The sequence below is a fragment of the Methylobacterium sp. TK26 genome, from assembly GCF_055361565.1.
In genome coordinates, this window is record NZ_CM143965.1 from 4,067,911 (window position 1) to 4,088,309 (window position 20,399).

Annotated in this window: 21 protein-coding genes; 16 read left to right on the plus strand and 5 right to left on the minus strand. The window is 69.3% G+C overall.

The genetic code is table 11. The features are described 5' to 3' along the window. The first annotated feature begins 69 nt into the window (after window positions 1-69). The 5 genes from rpoN (at window position 70) to ACXJ1Y_RS19860 (ending at window position 6,764) form a co-directional block, all read left to right on the plus strand. Entirely contained in the window at window positions 70-1,632 is a 1,563-nt protein-coding gene (gene rpoN, locus ACXJ1Y_RS19840; protein WP_463847809.1) for an RNA polymerase factor sigma-54, read from the plus strand. A gap of 48 nt (window positions 1,633-1,680) precedes the next feature. Next, window positions 1,681-3,054, plus strand: coding sequence for a bifunctional UDP-N-acetylglucosamine diphosphorylase/glucosamine-1-phosphate N-acetyltransferase GlmU (gene glmU / locus ACXJ1Y_RS19845; protein WP_463847810.1), 1,374 nt, complete (start codon window positions 1,681-1,683; stop codon window positions 3,052-3,054). Between the two features lie 27 nt (window positions 3,055-3,081). Next, window positions 3,082-3,867, plus strand: a complete 786-nt coding sequence (locus ACXJ1Y_RS19850) for an aldolase (protein WP_463847811.1) — start codon at window positions 3,082-3,084, stop codon at window positions 3,865-3,867. A 104-nt stretch (window positions 3,868-3,971) separates the two neighbouring features. Then, entirely contained in the window at window positions 3,972-5,798 is a 1,827-nt protein-coding gene (gene glmS / locus ACXJ1Y_RS19855) for a glutamine--fructose-6-phosphate transaminase (isomerizing) (protein WP_463847812.1), read from the plus strand. A gap of 126 nt (window positions 5,799-5,924) precedes the next feature. Continuing rightward, window positions 5,925-6,764: a collagen-like protein gene (locus ACXJ1Y_RS19860; RefSeq protein WP_463847813.1), complete on the plus strand. Its 840-nt coding sequence runs from the start codon at window positions 5,925-5,927 to the stop codon at window positions 6,762-6,764. Here ACXJ1Y_RS19860 and ACXJ1Y_RS19865 read toward each other — a convergent pair. Next, the gene (locus tag ACXJ1Y_RS19865) at window positions 6,695-7,969 is read right to left on the minus strand and encodes a TIGR03862 family flavoprotein (protein ID WP_463847814.1); all 1,275 of its coding nucleotides are present in this window, start codon (window positions 7,967-7,969) and stop codon (window positions 6,695-6,697) included. The genes ACXJ1Y_RS19860 and ACXJ1Y_RS19865 overlap by 70 nt on opposite strands. Before the next feature lie 189 nt (window positions 7,970-8,158). On the opposite strand from ACXJ1Y_RS19865, the gene ACXJ1Y_RS19870 reads away from it, so the two are divergent. Next, window positions 8,159-9,172: a TerC family protein gene (locus ACXJ1Y_RS19870; protein ID WP_463847815.1), complete on the plus strand. Its 1,014-nt coding sequence runs from the start codon at window positions 8,159-8,161 to the stop codon at window positions 9,170-9,172. A gap of 3 nt (window positions 9,173-9,175) precedes the next feature. Here the strand turns inward: ACXJ1Y_RS19870 and ACXJ1Y_RS19875 are convergent, their stop codons facing one another. Continuing rightward, window positions 9,176-9,931 (minus strand): N-acetylmuramoyl-L-alanine amidase, encoded by a 756-nt coding sequence (locus ACXJ1Y_RS19875; protein ID WP_463847816.1) that lies wholly within the window; start codon window positions 9,929-9,931, stop codon window positions 9,176-9,178. Window positions 9,932-10,028: 97 nt separating this feature from the next. Here ACXJ1Y_RS19875 and ACXJ1Y_RS19880 point away from each other — a divergent pair, with 97 nt between their 5' ends. Then, entirely contained in the window at window positions 10,029-10,244 is a 216-nt protein-coding gene (locus ACXJ1Y_RS19880) for a ribbon-helix-helix protein, CopG family (protein ID WP_463847817.1), read from the plus strand. Continuing rightward, window positions 10,238-10,603, plus strand: coding sequence for a type II toxin-antitoxin system VapC family toxin (locus ACXJ1Y_RS19885; RefSeq protein WP_463847818.1), 366 nt, complete (start codon window positions 10,238-10,240; stop codon window positions 10,601-10,603). The genes ACXJ1Y_RS19880 and ACXJ1Y_RS19885 overlap by 7 nt, the downstream gene beginning before the upstream one ends. Window positions 10,604-10,631: 28 nt before the next feature. Here the strand turns inward: ACXJ1Y_RS19885 and ACXJ1Y_RS19890 are convergent, their stop codons facing one another. Together ACXJ1Y_RS19890 and ACXJ1Y_RS19895 are read right to left on the minus strand one after the other, a co-directional pair. Further along, complete coding sequence (locus tag ACXJ1Y_RS19890) at window positions 10,632-11,387, minus strand: TerB family tellurite resistance protein (protein WP_463847819.1); 756 nt, start codon at window positions 11,385-11,387, stop codon at window positions 10,632-10,634. A gap of 103 nt (window positions 11,388-11,490) precedes the next feature. Beyond that, complete coding sequence (locus ACXJ1Y_RS19895) at window positions 11,491-11,760, minus strand: YMGG-like glycine zipper-containing protein (protein ID WP_243958803.1); 270 nt, start codon at window positions 11,758-11,760, stop codon at window positions 11,491-11,493. Window positions 11,761-11,954: 194 nt separating this feature from the next. Here ACXJ1Y_RS19895 and ACXJ1Y_RS19900 point away from each other — a divergent pair, with 194 nt between their 5' ends. The 3 genes from ACXJ1Y_RS19900 to ACXJ1Y_RS19910 all read left to right on the plus strand — a co-directional run bounded on the left by ACXJ1Y_RS19900 (window position 11,955) and on the right by ACXJ1Y_RS19910 (window position 13,920). Continuing rightward, window positions 11,955-12,587 (plus strand): urease accessory protein UreE, encoded by a 633-nt coding sequence (locus tag ACXJ1Y_RS19900; protein WP_463847820.1) that lies wholly within the window; start codon window positions 11,955-11,957, stop codon window positions 12,585-12,587. Beyond that, window positions 12,577-13,356 carry a CDP-diacylglycerol diphosphatase gene (locus ACXJ1Y_RS19905; protein WP_463847821.1) on the plus strand — a complete coding sequence of 260 codons (780 nt, stop codon included), beginning with the start codon at window positions 12,577-12,579 and terminating at the stop codon, window positions 13,354-13,356. The genes ACXJ1Y_RS19900 and ACXJ1Y_RS19905 overlap by 11 nt, the downstream gene beginning before the upstream one ends. Before the next feature lie 90 nt (window positions 13,357-13,446). Beyond that, window positions 13,447-13,920 carry a hypothetical protein gene (locus ACXJ1Y_RS19910; protein WP_463847822.1) on the plus strand — a complete coding sequence of 158 codons (474 nt, stop codon included), beginning with the start codon at window positions 13,447-13,449 and terminating at the stop codon, window positions 13,918-13,920. A 22-nt stretch (window positions 13,921-13,942) separates the two neighbouring features. Here the strand turns inward: ACXJ1Y_RS19910 and ACXJ1Y_RS19915 are convergent, their stop codons facing one another. Continuing rightward, window positions 13,943-14,986, minus strand: coding sequence for an NAD(P)-dependent oxidoreductase (locus ACXJ1Y_RS19915; protein WP_463850184.1), 1,044 nt, complete (start codon window positions 14,984-14,986; stop codon window positions 13,943-13,945). A 56-nt stretch (window positions 14,987-15,042) separates the two neighbouring features. Here ACXJ1Y_RS19915 and ACXJ1Y_RS19920 point away from each other — a divergent pair, with 56 nt between their 5' ends. From ACXJ1Y_RS19920 to ACXJ1Y_RS19940, 5 genes are all read left to right on the plus strand, one after another. Further along, entirely contained in the window at window positions 15,043-17,100 is a 2,058-nt protein-coding gene (locus ACXJ1Y_RS19920; protein ID WP_463847823.1) for a carbon starvation CstA family protein, read from the plus strand. Between the two features lie 7 nt (window positions 17,101-17,107). Further along, a complete protein-coding gene (locus ACXJ1Y_RS19925) occupies window positions 17,108-17,326 on the plus strand; it encodes a YbdD/YjiX family protein (RefSeq protein ID WP_463850185.1) in 219 nt (72 codons plus the stop codon). Window positions 17,327-17,384: 58 nt separating this feature from the next. Beyond that, window positions 17,385-17,819, plus strand: a complete 435-nt coding sequence (locus tag ACXJ1Y_RS19930) for a tellurite resistance TerB family protein (protein ID WP_463847824.1) — start codon at window positions 17,385-17,387, stop codon at window positions 17,817-17,819. Window positions 17,820-17,983: 164 nt separating this feature from the next. Continuing rightward, window positions 17,984-19,279: a DUF898 family protein gene (locus tag ACXJ1Y_RS19935; protein WP_463847825.1), complete on the plus strand. Its 1,296-nt coding sequence runs from the start codon at window positions 17,984-17,986 to the stop codon at window positions 19,277-19,279. Then, window positions 19,239-20,375: a M48 family metallopeptidase gene (locus tag ACXJ1Y_RS19940; RefSeq protein WP_463847826.1), complete on the plus strand. Its 1,137-nt coding sequence runs from the start codon at window positions 19,239-19,241 to the stop codon at window positions 20,373-20,375. The genes ACXJ1Y_RS19935 and ACXJ1Y_RS19940 overlap by 41 nt, the downstream gene beginning before the upstream one ends. Window positions 20,376-20,399 lie beyond the last annotated feature (24 nt).

The following is a 20,399-nucleotide window of genomic DNA, read 5'->3' on the forward strand; positions in this document are numbered from 1 at the left end:
CGAACAAGCAAGAACCGTGCCGAGCTGTCATGCTCGGACAATCTGAACAATGCGCAATCGGGGCTGGGTATGAGTCTGCTGCAAAGGCTGGAGGTGAGACAGGGCCAAGCCCTAGTCATGACGCCTCAGCTCCTGCAGGCGATCAAGCTCCTGCAGCTCTCGCATCTGGACCTTGCCGCCTACGTGGACGCGGAACTGGAGCGCAACCCGCTCCTGGAGCGCGCGGAGGCCGAGAACCCGGCCGGTCAGGACGCGCCCGAGGCACCGGCTCCCTCCGACGAGGGGGCGGGCGAAGATGGGTTCGAGGGCGGCGAGGCCGATTCGTGGCTCGCGCCGGAGATGAACCCGATCCGGGGCGAGATCGAAGGCGACATCGACGCCCGCCTCGACAACGTCTTCCAGGACGAGACGCCGACAAGGGTCCGCGAATCGGACGCGGGCGACATGCTGAGCCTGACGCCCGCGCCCTACGGCAGCACCGGCGGCAGCTTCGATGCCGAGGCGCCCGATTTCGAGGCGACCCTGACCTCGGAAGTGAGCCTGCGCGAGCATTTGGCCGCGCAGCTCGACCTCGCCACCCGCGATCCCGTCGAGCGCCTGATCGGCGGCTTCCTGATCGATGCCGTGGACGAGGCCGGCTACCTCCGCGAGACGGTGGAGGCCGTGGCCGAGCGGCTGGCCGCCTCGCCCGCCCTGGTCACGAAGGTGCTCGCCCTCGTGCAGAGCTTCGACCCGGCCGGCGTCGGCGCCCGCGACCTCGCGGAATGCCTCGCCATCCAGCTGCGCGAGAACGACCGCTTCGATCCGGCGATGGAGGCCCTGGTCTCGCGCCTCGACCTCGTGGCCAAGCGCGATTTCGCGGGGCTGCGGCGCCTCTGCGGCGTGAACGACGAAGACCTCGTGGACATGCTGGCGGAGATCCGCCGCCTCGATCCCAAGCCCGGCCGCGCTTTCGGGTCGAGCGCGGTGGAGGTGCTGGTGCCGGACGTGTTCGTCCGCGCCGCGCCGGACGGCTCGTGGCTCGTGGAACTCAACAGCGAGGCGCTGCCCCGCGTCCTCGTGAACCAGAGCTACTATGCCCGCGTCTCGCGCACGGCCCGCGCCGAGGGCGACAAGGCCTTCCTCTCCGAGGCGTTGCAGAATGCCAACTGGCTCACCCGCAGCCTGGAACAGCGGGCCCGCACCATCCTGAAGGTGGCCACCGAGATCGTGCGCCAGCAGGACGGGTTCTTCGCCCACGGCGTCGCCCATCTCCGGCCGCTCAACCTGAAGACGGTGGCCGAGGCCATCGGCATGCACGAATCGACGGTCTCGCGCGTGACCTCGAACAAGGCCATCGGCACCAGCCGGGGCACGCTGGAGATGAAGTACTTCTTCACCGCCGCCATCCCCGGCGCGGCGGGGGCGGCGGCCCATTCCTCCGAGGCGGTGCGCCACCGCATCAAGCAACTCGTGGACGGCGAGACCGCCGACAACGTCCTCTCGGACGACGCGCTGGTGCAGAAGCTGCGGGACGAGGGCGTCGACATCGCCCGCCGCACCGTCGCCAAGTACCGGGAATCCCTGCGCATCCCCAGCTCCATCGAGCGGCGGCGGGAACACTCCGCGCAGGCCGTCCGGGTGCTTGCCTGAACGGCCGGTTCGGCCCATTCAGCCCGCCGACCCCGATCGGACTTCGTGATGACGACCTCTTCCTCGCCGCGCAGCCTGACTGCCATCGTCCTCGCCGCCGGCAAGGGGACGCGGATGCGCTCCGACCTGCCGAAGGTGCTCCACAAGGTCGCCGGGCGGACCATGCTCGGCCATGTGCTCGCCGCCGTGCGTGAAGCCGGCGCGACGCGGGTCGGCGTCGTGGCCGAGCCCGGCCGGGCCGACGTCGCCGCCGAGATCGAGCGGCAGGCGCCGGGCGCGGGCGTCTTCGCCCAGGCCGAGCGGCTGGGCACCGCGCACGCGGTGCTGGCCGCCCGCGCCCTCCTCGCCGAAGCCGCCGACGACGTGATCGTCGCCTTCGGGGACACGCCCCTCGTCACCGCAGAGACCTTCACCCGCCTGCGCGCGCCGCTCGCCGCCGGGGCGGCGGTCGCCGTGCTCGCCTTCGAGACGGAGACCCCCACCGGCTACGGGCGGGTGCTCACCGAGGGCGAGCGCGTCGTCGCGATCCGCGAGGAGAAGGATGCGAGCCCCGCCGAGCGGCAGGTGCGCCTGTGCAATGCCGGCCTCATGGCCCTCGGCGGCGCGCATGCCCTGAGGCTGCTGGAGCGGATCGGCAACGACAACGCGGCCGGCGAATATTACCTGCCCGACGCGGTGGCCCTGGCGGTGGCCGACGGGCTCACCGTCGCGGTCGTGCCGGTGGACGAGCCGGAGGCGCAGGGGGTCAACGACCGGGTGCAGCTCGCCGCCGCCGAGGCGGTGGTGCAGGCCCGCCTGCGGCGGGCGGCGCTCTTGGGCGGCGCGACCCTGGCGGCGCCGGAGACGGTGTTCCTCAGCCACGACACGGTGCTCGGCCGCGACGTGACCGTGGAGCCGAACGTGGTGTTCGGCCCCGGCGTGACGGTGGCCGACGGCTGCACGGTGCGGGCCTTCGCGCATCTGACGGATGTCCGCCTGGAGGCGGGGGTGAAAATCGGGCCGTTCGTGCGGATGCGCGGCGGCGCGGTGCTGGAACAGGGCGCCGAGATCGGCAACTTCGTGGAACTCAAGAACACCCGCATGGGGCCGGGCGCCAAGGCGGCGCACCTCACCTATCTCGGCGATGCCGAGGTGGGGGCGAAGGCCAATGTCGGCGCGGGCACCATCACCTGCAATTACGACGGCGTGTTCAAACACCGCACCAGCATCGGCGCGGGGGCCTTCATCGGCTCGAACTCGGCTCTCGTCGCCCCCGTCACGATCGGGGCCGGGGCCCTGGTCGCGGCCGGCTCGGTCATCACGCAGGACGTGCCGGAGGGCGCCCTGGCGGTGGCGCGCGGCCGGCAGGAGGTGCGGCCCGGCTGGGCGGTGCGGATGCGCGAGCGATTGCTCGCCCTGAAGGAACGGCGCACAGGCCGGTAAGCCCGGAAGGCGAGGGGGTGATACGACATGGCTCATGAATTCCGCGTGGTGGAGGGCGGCAAGGTCGACCTCGGCGCCATCGACCGCGAGGCGCTATGGCAGGCGCGCGTCGACCTCGCCGCCTGCTTCCGCATGGCCGCGCGCTACGGTCTGGAAGAGGGCATCTGCAACCACTTCTCGGCCATGGTGCCGGGGCGGGACGACCTGTTCCTCGTGAACCCCTACGGGCTGGCCTTCTGCGAGGTGACGGCCTCCAGCCTCCTCGTCTGCGACTTCCACGGGCGGGTGGTCGAGGGCGACGGCCAGCCGGAGGCGACGGCCTTCTTCATCCATGCCCGCGTGCACCGGAACGTGCCGCGCGCCCGGGCGGCGTTCCACACCCACATGCCCTACGCCACGGCGCTGAGCATGACGGAGGGCGAGCCCCTGGCCTATGCCGGGCAGACGGCGCTGAAGTTCCACGGCCGCACGGCGGTGGACGATGCCTATAACGGCCTCGCCCTGGACGAGGCCGAGGGCGACCGCATCGCCGCGACGCTGGGCGACGCCGACATCGTGTTCCTGCGCAACCACGGGGTGATGGTCACGGGCCCGACCATCGCGGAAGCCTGGGACGACCTCTATTACCTGGAGCGCGCCGCCGAGGTTCAGGTGAAGGCCCTCTCCACGGGCCGGCGGCTCCTGCCGGTCGATCCGGCCATCGCCAGGGCCGCTGCCGCACAGATGCGCGAGGGCGACCCCGAGAGCGCCCGGCTGCATCTGGCGAGCATCAAGCGGGTGCTCACGCGGGACGGCGACACCTACGCGGAATAGGTCCGCGCCCCGGCCGCTGGGTCTGGCCGCTGCGATGCGCTAACCTCGACCGCATATATGGGCCTGGCCCCCGGCCGGGCGGCCCTGCGAATGGAAGACGGAACATGTGCGGCATCGTCGGCATCGTCGGGCGCGACGCAGTGGCGGGACAGGTGATCGAGGCGCTGCGCCGCCTCGAATACCGGGGCTACGATTCCGCCGGCATCGCCACCCTGGAACACGGCAGCCTCCAGCGCCGCCGCGCCTCGGGCAAGCTCGTCAACCTCGAAGCGAGGCTCGCCGAGCAGCCGCTGACCGGCACCATCGGCATCGGCCACACCCGCTGGGCGACCCACGGCCGCCCCACCGAGGTGAACGCCCACCCCCATGCCACGGCGCGCGTCGCCGTCGTGCATAACGGCATCATCGAGAATTTCCGCGAGCTGAAGCAGGAGCTCGAAGGGGAGGGCATCCGCTTCGAGAGCGACACCGACACCGAGGTCGTCGTGCAACTCGTCAGCCGCCTGATGGACAAGGGTGCCGGCCCGGTCGAGGCGGTAGCCGCCGCCCTGCCGCGCCTGCGCGGGGCCTTCGCCCTCGGCTTCATCTTCGCGGGACAGGAGAACCTGCTGATCGGCGCCCGGCACGGTGCGCCGCTCGCGGTCGGCTACGGCCACGGTGCCACCTATCTCGGCTCCGACGCCCTGGCGCTCGCCCCCTTCACCGACGCCATCGCCTATCTCGATGAGGGTGATTGGGCGATCCTCACCCGCGAGGGCGCCGAGTTCCGCGACGCTTCCGGCGCCGTGGTGGAGCGCCCCCGCCAGACCATCGCCACCCAGGCGTTCCGGGTCGACAAGGGCGAGTACCGCCACTTCATGGCGAAGGAGATCCACGAGCAGCCGGAGGTCGTGGGCCGCACGCTGGCCCATTACGTCGACATGGCCGAGGGCCGGGTGATCCTGCCGGAGGCGCTGCCCTTCGATTTCGCCAAGCTCAGCCGCGTCTACATCACCGCCTGCGGCACGGCCTTCTATGCCGGCCTCGTGGCCCGCTACTGGTTCGAGCAGATCGCCCGCCTGCCGGTGGAAATCGACGTCGCGTCCGAGGCCCGCTACCGCGAGGCGCCCCTGGAGCGCGACGGGCTGACGCTGGTCATCTCGCAATCGGGCGAGACCGCCGACACCCTGGCCTCCCTTCGCTACGCCAAGAGCCAGGGCCAGCACACGCTGAGCGTCGTGAACGTGCCGACCTCGACCATCGCGCGGGAATCCTCCGTGGTGATGCCGACGCTGGCCGGGCCGGAGATCGGCGTGGCCTCGACCAAGGCGTTCTCCTGCCAGCTCACCGTGCTCCTCTGCCTCGCCATCGCGGCGGGCCGGGCGCGGGGCACCCTCGATGCGGCGGCCGAGCGGCGGCTGATCGACGGGCTCATCAAGGCGCCGGGCCTCATGGCCGAAGCGCTGGCGCAGGAGCCGGACATCGAGGGCCTCGCCCGCGAGGTCGCGAAGGCGCGGGACGTGCTCTATCTCGGGCGCGGCACGAGCTACCCGATGGCGCTGGAAGGCGCCCTGAAGCTCAAGGAGATCAGCTACATCCACGCTGAGGGCTATGCCGCCGGCGAATTGAAGCACGGGCCGATCGCCCTCATCGACGAGAGCGTGCCGGTCATCGTCATCGCCCCGCATGACGCGGTGTTCGAAAAGACGGTCTCCAACATGCAGGAGGTCGCGGCGCGGGGCGGGCGGATCGTGCTCATCGGCGACGCGCAAGGTGCGGCGGAGCACGGGCTCGACACGATGGCGACCTTCACCATGCCGGCCCTCGATCCCATCGTGGCGCCCATCGTCTACGCGGTGCCTGTGCAACTCCTCGCCTATCACGTCGCCGTCGTGATGGGGAAAGACGTCGATCAGCCCCGCAACCTCGCGAAATCCGTCACCGTGGAGTGACGGACGGCCCCTGCGGAGGTCGCATCCGAGGGGTGTGAAACTACCGAGTTTTTCAATTGACGATACTTGGCTGCAAAGCCAAGGTCCGCCGCCGCCCGACCGGGGCGGTCGAGATCCGGGTCGAGCATGCGCGCAGCCCTCGTTCTGCCATTGCTGGTGGGCCTCACCGCCCCCGTCGTCGCCCAGCCGGCGTCGACGGATCCGGGCATGAGCCAGGGGGCGCCGGCCCCCGCGCGCCGGGCCGCGCCCCCGCGCCGTCCGCAGGCGCCGAGCCAGCCCATCGCTGTCTACGATGCGCGGATCGAGGCGGGGGACCTTCGCCTGTCGGGCTCGGTGCGCAAGCCCGGCGCCATCGTGGAGATGGATGGCGAGACCTCGATCCAGGCCGACAAGCGCGGCCGGTTCGTGTTCAAGCTGCCCTACAAGCCCGCGACCTGCGTCGTCACGCTCAAGAGCGGCGAGGACGAGCGCGAGGTGGTCGTGGCCAATTGCGCGCCGGAAGGCCCCCCCGGCCCGGCCGGGCCGCAGGGTGCGCCCGGACCCGCCGGAGAGAAGGGCGAGACCGGCCCCAAGGGCGAAGCCGGCCCGAAGGGCGAGGCGGGGCCCAAGGGTGAGATGGGTCCGAAGGGTGAGGCGGGTCCGAAGGGCGATCAGGGACCGGCCGGGCCGCAGGGCGAGGTCGGCACCCCCGGCCTGCCCGGCGCGAAGGGCGAGGCGGGACCCGCCGGCCCCCGTGGCCCGGTCGGCGGACGCGGCGAGCCCGGCAAGCCCGGCGCGGCGGCGACGTCGTCCTTCCGGGTGCTGCGCAAGACCGAATGCGGCGGCACCTGTTCCGCCACCTGCGACGAGGGCGAGGTGCTGGTCGCCGCCCGCTGCCTCGGCGGCGGCAGCGTGACCTACGAGGGCGAGGGCGCGTCCTGCCCGTCCGAGGCCACCGGCCTCGTCGGCTTCTGCGCCAAGCCCTGATCCGCCAGCCAGCGCAGCATCCCCCCGGCGGCCGCCCGGCCGCCCGCAATCGCGCCCTGGAGGAGGTAGCCGCCTGTCGGCGCCTCCCAGTCGAGCATTTCGCCCGCCAGGAACAGGCCGGGCCGCACCCGCAGCATGGCATTGCCGTCGAGGGCGCCGAGATCCACGCCGCCGGCCGTCGAGATCGCCCGGTCGAGGCCCATCATGCCGGTGAGGGTGAGCGGTGCCGCCTTGATGAGCCGCGCGAGGGCGCCGGGATCGGCCGGCAGGGCGGCGCCCGCCGCCTCCCGCATCAGGCCGATGGCGACGGGCGACAGGCCGGCGGCCTTGCGCAGCCGGGCCGACAGGGAATCGCCCTTCCGCCCGTTCGCGAGCCGCGCCGCCAGCGCCTCGACGCCGAGGTCCGGCCGGAGATCCACCACGAGCCGCGCCGAACCCTCCGCGAGGATCGCCTCGCGCAAGGGGCGTGACAGGGCGTAGACCGCTCCGCCTTCGAGCCCCGTCCGCGTCACGATGGCCTCGCCGGGCACGGTCTCACCCGCGACGGTGAGGGCGATGCGCTTCAGCGGCGTGCCCGCATGGCGCTCGCGGAACGTGTCGGACCATGCGCAGGCGAAGCCGGCATTGGCCGGGCGCAGGGGCGCGACCGGCACGCCGAGCCCTTCGAGGAGTGGCACCCAGGCGCCGTCCGAACCGAGGCGCGGCCAACTCGCCCCGCCGAGGGCCAGCAGCGTCGCGCTGGGGCGCACGGTGAGGCTGCCTTCCGGCGTCTCGAAGGTCAGGGCGCCCTCCGCCATCCCGGTGAGGCGGTGGCGGGGGCGGATCGCGACGCCGTGATCCCCCAGGCGGGCGAGCCACGCCCGCAGCAGGGGCGAAGCCTTGAAGCTCTCGGGGAAGACCCGGCCGCTCGACCCGACGAAGGTCGGCTGCCCGAGTTCGGCGCACCAATGCCGCAGGGCATCGGGCGGGAAGGCCCGGATCGCCCCGGTCAGGCTCTGCGCCGGATGGTAGCGGGCGAGGAAGGCGGGCAGGGGCTCGCTGTGGGTGAGGTTGAGACCACCGCGCCCGGCCATGAGGAGCTTGCGCCCGAGGGAGGGCATCCGGTCGTAGAGCGTGACCGTGCGGCCCGAAGCCGCAAGAAGCTCCGCCGCCGCCAGCCCGGCCGGGCCGCCGCCGATCACCGCGATGTCGCATCCTTGCACCATGGCGCCGAGAGGCGCGTCGCACGGTTGCCTGTCAAGCGCTGGGGATCGGCCCGTGCCGCCCTTGATTCGCCTCGTTCAGCCTCTTACGTCGCGGGCATCGACTGCGGGCCCCTCTGGCGGACGCTCCTTGAGGCGTCCGTGATGTCGGAGTCGATGCTTTCCTCCCGGAAGGAGCATCAGGTCCCGCCTATGGTCGATTTTCTGTATGTCGAATGGCTCGGCAAGCCGCTGTGGATGTGGCTCGGCTTCCACGTGCTCATCGCGGCCCTTCTCGCCTTCGATCTCGGTCTTCTGCACCGCGACAAGGATCACGAGATCGGCGTGCGCGAGAGCCTGGGCCTCACCGCGTTCTACCTGACCCTGGGCCTCGCCTTCGGCGGCTTCATCTGGTGGGAACTCGGCTGGACGCCGGCCGAGGAATACGTCACCGGCCTCGTGGTCGAGAAGTCGCTGTCGATGGACAACGTCTTCGTCATCGCGATGATCCTCACCGGGCTCGGCGTGCCGCGCACGGCGCAGCACCGGGTGCTGCTCTGGGGCATCCTCGCGGCGGTGCTCCTGCGCGGGCTGATGATCGGCCTCGGCGCGGCCCTGGTGCATCAGGTGCACTGGATCCTGTCGCTGTTCGCGGCCTTCCTGATCTATGCCGGCCTCAAGATCCTGTTCTCCGGCCATGAGGAGCAGGGCGATTTCGGGAACAGCAAGATCGTCCAGTGGATCCGGCGCCGCTTCCGCGTCACCTCGGAGCTGCACGGCCAGAAGTTCACCGTGCGCAAGACCGACCCGGAGACCGGGCGGAAGGCCCTGTGGTTCACGCCCCTCGCCCTGGCGCTGGTGCTGGTGAACGGCGCGGACGTCATCTTCGCCGTCGACAGCGTGCCGGCGATCTTCGCGATCACCACCGACACCTTCGTGGTCTACACCTCGAACATCTTCGCGATCCTCGGCCTGCGCGCTCTGTATTTCGCGCTGGCCGCGATGGTGGACCGCTTCGCCTACCTGAAGACGGCGCTGGCCTTCATCCTCATCTTCATCGGCGCGAAGATCGTGGCGGCGGACACGTTCGGGCTCGTGAAGGTGCAGCCCTGGGTGTCCCTGGTCGTCACCCTGGTCCTGCTGCTGGGCGGCGTCGCCTACAGCCTGTGGCGCACCCGCGGTGACGCGACCGTGCCCGAGGGCGAGACGCGGGCGCACCGCGCCTGAGCCTCAGGCGGCCGGCAGGCTCGCCAGCAGGTCGCGGAGCGTGGTGATGGTGGAGCTGTCGGCGACGCCATCGACCCGCATCTGCCGGAAATGGCGCTGGAAGGCGGTGACCACCGCCTTCGTCCGGGCATCGAACGTGCCGTTCACCGGCAGGTCGTAGCCGTAGAGGGCGAACATCGCCTGCAGTGCCTCCACCGGCTGGCCGGCATCGCCCTCCGCGAAGAAGCGCCCGTCCCGCAGGGGGGCGGACGGCACGCAATGGCCGAGCCCGGCCTCCGCAAGGCGGAGCCAGGGGAAGGTCTCGCCGGGGTCTTCCTTGCGCTCCGGCGCGATGTCCGAATGGGCGAGCACCCGCGCCTGCGGGATGCCCCAGCGCCCCGCGATGTCAAGGCCGAGCGCGATCACCGCCGCGATCTGCGCCTCGGGATAGGGCGGCAACCCGCCGACATGGCCGGGATGAACGATCTCGATGCCGATGGAGCGGGAGTTGATGTCGGTGACACCCTTCCACGCCCCCGCCCCGGCGTGCCACGCCCGCGCGGCTTCGGCGACGAGCTGCACCGTGCCGCCATCCTCGAACACGACGTAATGGGCCGAGACCTCGCTCATCGGGTCGCGCAGCCGCGCCAGGGCCGCCGCGCCGCTCTCCATGCCGGTGTAGTGCACGATCAGCATGTCCGGCCGCAGGCCCCGCCGGTCCCCCTGGTTCGGAGACGGCGCCACCTTGCGGGCGAGGGGGGTGTCGGGAGTGAGGGTCATCGGTCGCTTCCAAGCTCTCGTGCCGAACGCACGCCACGTTCCCTTTTTCGCGGCACGGGATATGTGATATCCATGTCCGATATCACGGAGGGAGAGAATGCGGGCTCTCGTCGATATGAATGACGCGCAGCTGGCGGCGCTGGATAGTCTCGCCAAGCGGAAGCGCCAATCGCGCGCCGCGCTGATCCGCGCCGCCATCGACGATTATCTCGACCGCCATCGCCGCGAGCAGGTCGAGGACGGCTTCGGACTCTGGGGCAAGGGCACTGTCGATGGCTTGGCCTTTCAGGACAAGGCGCGGAGCGAATGGTAGGCGCCCTGTTCGACACCAACATCCTCATCGACAATCTGAACGCGGTTCGGCAGGCTCGCGAGGAGATCGGGCGCTTCGAGAACCGGGCGATCAGCATCATCACATGGATGGAAGTGATGGTCGGAGCGAAGGCCGACCTGATCGAGCCGACGCGGCATTTCCTCGAAGGCTTCAAGGTCATCCCACTGGACGACGCGATCGCCCATCGCGCCGTGGACCTGCGGCGCAGCCACCGCATCAAGCTCCCCGATGCGGTGATCTGGGCGACGGCACAGATCACCGGGCGACTGCTCGTGACCCGCAACACCAAGGATTTTCCACCGGGCGACGCGGGAATTCGGGAGCCCTACACGCTGTAGGGCGGCCCTCTCGTGCGCCGCGACGGCCCTACCGTAACCCCCGCTCGGCCGCGACCAGATCGTAGGCGGCGTTGATCGCCGCGAGGCGCTTGCTGGCGATGGCCACGGCCTCCGGGGGCAGGCCCCGCGCCAAAGCGCGGTCGGGGTGGTGCTCGGACACCAAGCTCCGGTGGCGGGCCTTCACCGCCGCGTCGTCGGCGGCACGATCGAGGCCCAGCACCTCATAGGGGTCGTCCTTCAGCCGGACATGCCGCGCGGCGATGCGCCGGAATGCGGCCTCCTCGAAGCCGAAGATCGCCGAGACGGCGCGCAGATACTGCTCCTCCGCCGCGTGGATCGCCCCATCCGCGCCCGCGATCTGGAACAGGCCGTCGAGCACGTCCTCCAGCAGGGCCGGCTCGTCGCCGAAGGTCGCCGCGAGCTGGTGGGCATAGGCCTCGTAGCCGTCGGTGGTGCGCTTGGCGAGGTCGAACAGGCGCGTCACCCCGGCCTGGGCCGAGGGCTCGACATGCACCACGCGGGCGAAGGCCTCGACCTCCGAGGGCGCGACGACGCCGTCCGACTTGGCCATCTTGGCCGCCAGCGCCACGAGTCCGGTGGTGAAGATCACGTCGCGCGGGGTCGGGCCGAAGGGCGCGCCGACCCGGTCGACGAGAAAATGGCCGGCGACGCCGCCGATCAGCCCGCCGAGGGGGCCTCCGACCGCCAGCCCGATGCCGGCACCGCCGAGCTTGCCCCAGATCCCGGAGGCGCGAGGCGTGGGCGTCCGGCTGTCGTGGCTCATCGGGCGGCTTTGAGATCATCCGCCGGGATGGCCCCGGCCGCCACCCGATAGACCGGCGGCGCCCGGGGTGGAAGGGCCGGGATGTCTCCCGGCCGATCGTAGCTTAGCGGCAGTAGACGTTGCCGTAGGCGTCGCGATAGGTGCCGTAGGGGCAGCGCGGCGCGGTCGAGGCGCCGACGATGGCACCGCCGGCGCCGCCGATGGCCGCACCCGCGAGGGCGCCGCCGGCCCGGCCGGTCGCCGCGCCGCCGATGGCCGCGCCAGCCAGCGCGCCGAGGCCGGCGCCGCCGAGAGCCCGGTCCTCGGGCGTGTTGCAGGCGCCGAGCGACAGCGCCGCGAGGCCGGCGAGGGCGGCCGCGATGGTCTTCTTCATGTCTCTACAACTCCCCTGTGCATCCGTTTTGGCTTTTGCCGTTTTGGCTGCGAATCGAGCTTAGCAGGAACCCAACGCCGTCCCTACGGCCAAGGTTCCGATCCATGAACGGGGCAGTTGCGTCCCGTCATCCTCCGGCCCTATGCCACGCGGAAGGCGGCTCGCCCGTGCCGCAGACGAATTCCGAGGCCCCCATGCAGAAAGCCACCACGATCGTCCGCCGCCCGGCCGTGCGCGCCGACCGCGTCGCGGACACCGTCGAACTCGACCATGCCGGCCGGTCCGCCCTCCCGTCCAGCCTGACGGCGGCGGGGGGCCTCGCCTTCGAGGTCGCCCTGCCGAAGGCCGGCTCGCTGGAGGACGGCGACGCCCTGCGTCTCGACGACGGCCGGCTCGTCGTCGTGAAGGCGGCGGCCGAACCGCTCCTCGAGGTGCGCGCGGAGAACCCGGCCCGGCTGATGCGCCTCGCGTGGCAGCTCGGCGGCAACCATGTCGAGGCCGAGATCGGCGCCGACATGCTCCATATCCCCGCATCGCCGGCCAATGCCGAACTGGTGCGCGGCCAGGGCTGCGTCGCCACCCCGGTGAGCCGCGCCTTCAGCCCGGAGAAGGCCGCCCACGATCACAGCACGTGCGGCCATGATCACGGCCACGACCACCACGGGCATGATCATGGCCATGATCACGGGCACGACCATGGCCATGATCATGACCATCAGGGCCACGACCATGCGCACGATCACGGCCATTCGCATTCCCATTCCCATGGCCACGATCACGACCACGCGCATCACGAGCACGATCACAGCCACAAGCATGACCACTGACCGGCGGCGGATCGCGCTGTCGGCGGGGTTGATCGGGCTGGTGCTCGCTTTCCCCGCCTCGGCCGGGTCGGACCCGACCCGCGACGTCCTCTGGATGGCCCTGAAGACCTGCGTCCTCGCCAAGACGCTCGCCAACCGGACCTTTCCCTGCCTCGCCGTCGATCTCGGCGACGGGGAGCGGCCGGGCACGGCGGTGCTGCGGGCGCCGGGCGAGCCGACGCATATCGTGGTCATGCCCACCGACACGGTCTCGGGGCTCGAATCCGCGCCCCTGCGCGGCCCGCGCGGCGTGGCGTATTGGAAGGCGGCGCTCTCGGCCCGGCACTTCGTGGTGGATTCGCTGAAGAACCGCGTGCCGGAGGCCGATATCGGTCTCGCGGTCAATTCGGCGCGCGGGCGCAGCCAGGATCAACTGCACATCCACCTCGATTGCCTGCGGCCCAAGGTGCTCGATGCCCTCGACGCCCATGGGCGCGCCGTCGGCAAGGCGTGGGCGCCGTTCCCGGTGCCGCTCGCCTATGACCGCTTCCATGCGATGCGGGTGCGCGCCACCGATGTCGAGACGTTCAATCCCTTCGCCGCCATCACCACCCTGCCGGGCCGCCGCGACCTGACGCGGACCACCTTCGCGGCGGTCTCGACACGGCCCGGCGATCCGGAGCCGGGCCTCATCCTCCTCGCCTACCGGGGGCGGCAAGCCAGCGCGGAGGACATCATGGACCATGGCTGCGCCATCGCGGATCAGCGCCGCGCCCGGCCCGCCGGATAGTCTTCGCCGTCCCGGTGAAGGAAGACAGTCCTCCCGCAGTCTAGGCGCGGGCCAAGCGGAACCATTAGCTTGGCCTCACGTTGAAGCGCCATGGAACACTTCAAGTCCACCATCGCCACGACAGCGATTGCAGCTTTCGGCCTCCTCGCCGCAGCGCATATCCTGCATCCGGGCAACTTCGAGCGCACGACATATCCGTCGCGGCCCGTCGCGACGGTGGCCCCCCAAGCCTGGGCCAACCCGCCGGCCGCCCCTGCGGTTTCCGTCGCGGCCCCCGTCCTCAAGGCGGAAGCCCCGCAACCGGTGCCCGCCCCCGTGGCGTGGACCTCGGTCCAGGTCGAGCCGCCGGTCCCGGCGCGCATCGCCGAGGCCGCGCCGGAGCATCGCCGCAAGGCCGGTGCCCACCGCCGCAAGCTCTCGCAGCGCCCGGCCCCGGTCCGTCAGGCCGTGCTGACCCAGCCGGCCGAGCCGGCAGCGGTCGCCCCCGTGAAGAAGCCGGAGGCGAACCGCATCGACCCGATCGGCGACATCATCCGCGGCCTCGGGCTCGGCAGCGACAGCTGAGCCGCCGCCGCGCCCGCGTCCGTCAGCGTTCCAGACGGGCGACGAGGCTCGACGTGTCCCAGCGGTTGCCGCCCATCGCCTGCACCTCGGCGTAGAACTGATCGACCAGCGCCGAGACGGGGAGCTTGGCGCCGTTGCGGCGGGCCTCGTCCAGCAGGATGCCGAGATCCTTGCGCATCCAGTCGACGGCGAAGCCGAAATCGAACTTGCCCACGTTCATGGTCTTGCCGCGATTCTCCATCTGCCAGGAGCCGGCGGCGCCCTTCGAGATGACGTCGAGGACGGCCTCGACATCGAGGCCTGCGCGCTTGGCGAAATGCACGCCCTCCGAGAGGCCCTGCACGAGGCCGGCGATGCAGATCTGGTTGACCATCTTCGTGAGCTGGCCTGAACCGACCGGGCCCATCAGGCGGCAGGCGCGGGCGAAGCTCTTGATGGCCTCCTCGACCTTCGCATAGGTCTCGGGCTCACCGCCGCACATCACCGTCAGCACGCCGTTCTCGGCGCCGGCCTGTCCGCCGGAGACGGGGGCGTCGATGAAGCCGAAGCCCTTCTCTTGCGCCGCGGCGGCGAGTTCGCGAGCGACCTCGGCCGATGCGGTGGTGTGGTCCACGAAGACCGCCCCCGGCTCCATGCCGGCGAGCGCCCCGTCCTCGCCCAGCACGACGCTGCGCAGGTCGTCGTCGTTGCCGACGCAGGCGAAGACGATCGAAGCGCCCTTCACGGCCTCGCGCGGGGTGGCGGCCTGGGCGCCGCCATGGGCCTTCACCCAAGCTTCCGCCTTGGCGCCCGTCCGGTTGTAGACCGTGACGTCATGGCCTTTCTTCGCGAGATGCCCGGCCATCGGGCCGCCCATCACGCCGAGTCCCAGGAAAGCGACCTTGGCCATCATCCGTCTCCACCCGAACGAAGCGGGCCATTCGGAGCGGCCCGCGTTCCTGCCCGCCGGTCCGTGGCGGGCGCCCGACCTATAGCAGCCCGGCGCGGGCGAACAACGAGGCCCCGTTTGTCTAGCGGGAGCTTCGCGAAAATCTTTGCACGGCGTAAAAATTCCGGCAGAACGCAGGCCAGATCACAGGCCCTCTCAGGGTCGTCCGAGCCGTGGGCCGGGGAGGCCACGCCATGACCGCCATTCAGAAGCACGGGCCCTGGGCCCTCGTCGGGGCGCTCGGCGCCGCCGCCCTGTCCATCGTGGCCGTCGAGCGGGGCGAGGCGGTGAATGCCCTCTGGATCGTGGTCGCGGCGGTCTGCGTCTACCTGATCGCCTACCGCTATTACTCGAAGTTCATCGCCGACAAGGTGATGCGCCTCGACGCCAAGCGCGAGACCCCGGCGCTGCGCCACAACGATGGGCTCGATTACGTCCCCACCAACAAGAGCGTGCTGTTCGGCCACCATTTCGCGGCCATCGCGGGCGCCGGTCCGCTGGTCGGCCCGGTGCTGGCGGCGCAGATGGGCTACCTGCCCGGCATGCTGTGGATTCTGGCGGGCGTCGTCCTCGCGGGCGCGGTGCAGGACTTCATGGTCCTGTTCGTCTCGATGCGCCGGGACGGGCGCTCGCTGGGCGAGCTGATCCGCGCCGAGCTCGGGGCGGTGCCGGGCGTCATCGCCCTGTTCGGCACCTTCCTCATCATGATCATCCTGCTGGCGGTGCTGGCGCTGATCGTCGTGAAGGCCCTGGCCGAGAGCCCGTGGGGCACCTTCACGGTGATGTCCACGATCCCGATCGCCATCTTCATGGGCCTGTACACCCGCTACATCCGCCCCGGTAAGATCGGCGAGGTCTCGGTGCTGGGCTTCGTCCTGCTCATGGCCGCCATCGTCGGCGGCGGGCAGGTGGCGGCGAGCCCGGTCTGGGGCCCGGCCTTCACCTTCACCGGCACGCAGCTCTGCTGGATGCTGATCGGCTACGGCTTCGTCGCCTCGGTGCTGCCGGTGTGGCTGCTGCTCGCCCCGCGCGACTACCTCTCGACCTTCCTCAAGATCGGCACCATCGTCGGCCTCGCGCTCGGCATCGCCTTCGTGGCCCCGCACCTGCAGATGCCGGCCATGACGAAGTTCGTGGACGGCACCGGCCCGGTCTGGGCGGGCAGCCTGTTCCCGTTCCTGTTCATCACCATCGCCTGCGGTGCGGTCTCGGGCTTCCACGCGCTGATCTCGTCGGGCACCACGCCGAAGCTCATCGCCAACGAGATCGATAGCCGCTTCGTCGGCTACGGCGCGATGCTGATGGAATCCTTCGTGGCGATCATGGCGCTGGTCTCGGCCTGCGTGATCGACCCGGGCGTGTACTTCACCATGAACTCCCCGGCGGCCCTGGTGGGCACCACGCCGGAGACCGCCGCCGCCGCCGTGACCAAGCTCGGCTTCGCGACGACGCCGGAGGTCATCACCCAGACCGCCGCCGATGTCGGCGAGCACACGATCATCTCCCGCGCGGGCGGCGCCCCGACGCTCGCGGTGGGCATGGCGCACATCATCTCCTCGGCCATCGGCGGCAAGGGCATGATGGCCTTCTGGTACCACTTCGCGATCCTGTTCGAGGCGTTGTTCATCCTCACGGCGGTGGATGCGGGCACGCGGGCCTGCCGCTTCATGGTGCAGGATCTCGTGGGGCTCGTGGCGCCCGGCTTCAAGAAGACGGATGCCTGGGGGCCGAGCATCGTCGCCACCGCGATCTCGGTGGGCGCCTGGGGCTACTTCCTCTACCAGGGCGTCACGGATCCGCTGGGCGGCATCAACACCCTGTGGCCGCTCTTCGGCATCTCGAACCAGATGCTGGCGGCGGTGGCGCTGACGCTGTGCACCGTGGTGATCTTCAAGATGAAGCGCGAGAAATACGCCTTCGTCACGATCATCCCGACCGTGTGGCTGTGCATCTGCACCCTGACGGCGGGCTGGCAGAAGATCTTCTCGGCCGATCCGAAGATCGGCTTCCTGGCCCACGCCGAGCGCTACGCGACGGCCGCCGCCGAGGGCAAGCTCCTCGCGCCGGCCAAGAACGCCGACCAGATGAGCCAGATCATCCTCAACGACCGGATCGACGCGGTGCTCGCCTCGCTGTTCATCGCGCTCGTCGTGGCGATCGCGGTCTTCGGCATCATGGCCTGCGTGAAGGCGCTGCGCGCCGACCGCTGGACCGCGCTGGAGACCGAGCCCCGCATGGTGGCGGCGGAGTAAGGCGGTGATGCCGGCGCAGGGCTTTCGCAACCAGCTGCGGACGCTGACGAAATGCGTCTGCGACGGGGCGCGGCTGATGGTGGGGCAGGGCGACTACGCCGTCTATGCCGAACACATCCGCCGCACCCATCCCGACCGGGAGCCGATGACCGAGACGGAGTTCTTCCGCAACCGGGAGAACGCGCGGTTCGGCGTCGGCAACACATCCGGTTTCCGGTGTTGCTGAGGACAAGCTTGACTCTGGGGCCCCTTCTCCCACCATCTTGGAGCAACGGGAGAGGGGCATGAGTATTTTCCAGGACGCCATCCTTCGCTTCGGCCGGACGATCATGTCCTATGCCGGCGATGCGATGTTCCTGCAGGCGGCCGTCTCGGCGGCAGCCAACGTCATCGTCGCGGACGGCGACGTGGCGGAGGAAGAGGTCGAGGCGGCCATCGTCGGCATCCGCGCCAACCCGATCCTCGAACGGTCCTACGACACCCTGCGCGTCGAGCAGGAGCTGTACGAGGCCATCAGCCGCGCGAAGACCCGCGCCGGGCGGATCGAGAACCTCCGCGCCGCCTCAGCCATCGCCGACCGGCCCATCGAGCAGCGGCAGGACGTGTTCCTGATCGCCGCCGACGTCGCCGATCTCGGCGGCATCAGCGCGGTCGAGCACACGGCGCTCGACGAGATCGCGAATGCGCTGGAAGTGGAGAAGTCGGCGCTGCTGCGCTGAGTACCTTTCGAGGTGCATCTTGTGAGCGGTTGAATAAGATCAAGCACTACTTTCGCATGTATTCAGGCGTATTTCCAGTGCAATAGCGTCTGTAATGCTTGAGTTTGCCTCTCGGATGCATATGCCTCGGCGTCGCCGCGAGTTCGCGGGCTGCCGAGGGCGACATGGGCGGACAGAAAGTTTCGACAGATGCGCCACGTATCGCGCGCATTTCGTTCGACCGGGACTTGGTCGGGCTGCGGCAAATGGTGGTCAAAGGATTTCTACTGACCGTTGCCACGGCCGGTATTTACCGATTTTGGTACATTAATAATATCAGGAAATACTTTTGGAGCCGGACACTGGTCGACGGTTCCCCCGCTGTCTATACAGGCCGAGGCAAGGACTTGTTCTTGGGAGCTTTGGTCGCTGCCGGCATTCTCGTTGCGATCCAGATTCTCATTCTCGCGGCCGTATTTCTATCCGCGCCGCCTGAGCCCAATATCGGCCTATTCATCTATCCTATTCTGTTCGTGCTCGTCCCATTCGCGCTGTACCGGGCTCGTCGGTACCGGGTCCGTCGCACCACATGGCGAGGCATGCGCTTCGGACAGGATGGGTCGGCGCTCGTTTATGTCCTCATCACCCTGGGATGGTGCGTCCTCGTCATCGCCACTCTGGGGCTGGCTTTTCCCTTTATGCGGGCTGCACTTGAGCGCTATCGCATCCGTCACACCCTCGTCGGAACAAGCCGTTTCCAGTCGACGGCCCATGGCAGAAAGCTGCTCTTGCCTTGGCTTCTGATCTGGCTGGTCATTGTCTCACCTATCTGGGTGTCGATTGGTATCGTTCTTACGGCGAAAACATGTGTCGTTTCTCTTGAAGAGGCTTTTTTAAGTCCGATCGGTCCTCATCTTGCCTTCAACATCTCCATGCTGGACCCATGCTTTTTGGTGGAACGTTTTGCTTCGAGCATATTGGGGGTTAGTGCTTCGGTAGCAATTCTGATTGTGCCGCTTCTGTACCCATTTTTTCGGGCCCACGAGATCAGAGTATTTTTAAGCGCGGTTCGGCTTGGGGAGGTCGGCCTTGTCTCGACCTTGACGGTGCGGGATTATTACACGCCTTATTTCAGATACTTGGCTCGAACTCTGAAGCTCGGCGTATCGACGACCGCCGCGGCGGCGATCGTGATTCTTGCTGCTTTACTGACAAAAGATCTCGTCGAGCAAAACACGAGATTTGTCGCCGCAGGGGTTACCATCGTTTCATTGTACTTATGGTACGGTGTGACCTCGATCGTGCTCTATGTTCAGGTCTTGCGGGCAGGACAATTGCGAGCGGTGGCCGAGAGTCTGTCGATATCGAATGCCGCAGCGCTCGATATCATCACCGCTGCCGCCAAGGTTTCGGATATGGGAGTGGGCGAAGGCTTGGCCGATGCGCTCGACCCCGCTTCGGCCCTCGAACTCGGCTTCTGAGGCGCTGGCGTTGAGCGCCCTAAACGCGCAGGGTCGGTATTTCGACGGGATCAGCGCACGACCCGTCCAAGTATCCGTTTGTCTTGCGGATGGCCTTCTCGCTGCGCGTGGCTCGGCACTGTCCCGAGACTGGAGCCTCCGCGATCTGATTTTGGACGACGACGGCGGGCTGGTCGTGCGGATCGGCCCCGCCGGGACGGCGGAGCGCATTGAGATCGCGGACGATGCCTTTGCGGCGGCACTTCGCACACGTAACCCGAGGATTCGGAGGGGACGTGCGGACAGGAGCGATGCCCTGAGGATTCTTGGCCTGTCGTGCCTGGTACTGGCGATGCTGCTCGGCGTGGCAATCTGGGGCGTGCCGTATCTGGCGGACCGGCTCGCGCCGATGCTTCCGGTCTCCATCGAGGCGCACCTTGGCGACCTCGCTGAGAAGCAATTGGATATCATCGTCGGCAAGGGGACGACCTGCAATTCGCCCGCCGCTCAGCGCGCCATGGAGCAATTGGTCTCCGAGCTTGCACCGGATCTGTCCCCTGCGCCACGGGTCGGCATCCGCCTTTCCGCTCAAGCCAATGCCCTGGCCCTGCCCGGTGGCCGGATCGTCGTGCTCTCGCGCCTTGTCACGGAGGCGCGCACACCGGACGAGTTCGCCGCCATCCTCGCCCATGAGTTGGGGCATGTGGCCAGCCGCGATCCGACCCGCGAGGTTATTCGCGGCGCCGGCAACGCGATCTTGCTGACCTATTTGATTGGATCCGCGATGGACGCGACGCTCACCGCTGCCATCGCCAACGGCCTGATCGCCGCCTCCTACAGCCGCGATGCCGAATGGGCCGCCGATCGCTACGCCGTTGCGGCCGTGTCCCGCGTCGGCGGAGACGGGGCTGCGCTCGCCGCCATCTTGGAACGGATCGACTCTGAGGGCGAAACGCCAATGGCTCTCATGCGAACGCACCCGTTTTCGCGGGAGCGGGCATCGTCCATCCGTGTTCTGGCGGCCAGGGAGCCGAAACCGGTCGAGCGCAAGCCCCTCCTTGATCCGTTATCCTGGGCCGCGATCAAGGCGGCCTGCACGCCAATCGAATCTCTCTGAGGAGCCATCGGGTAGGCTACAGTG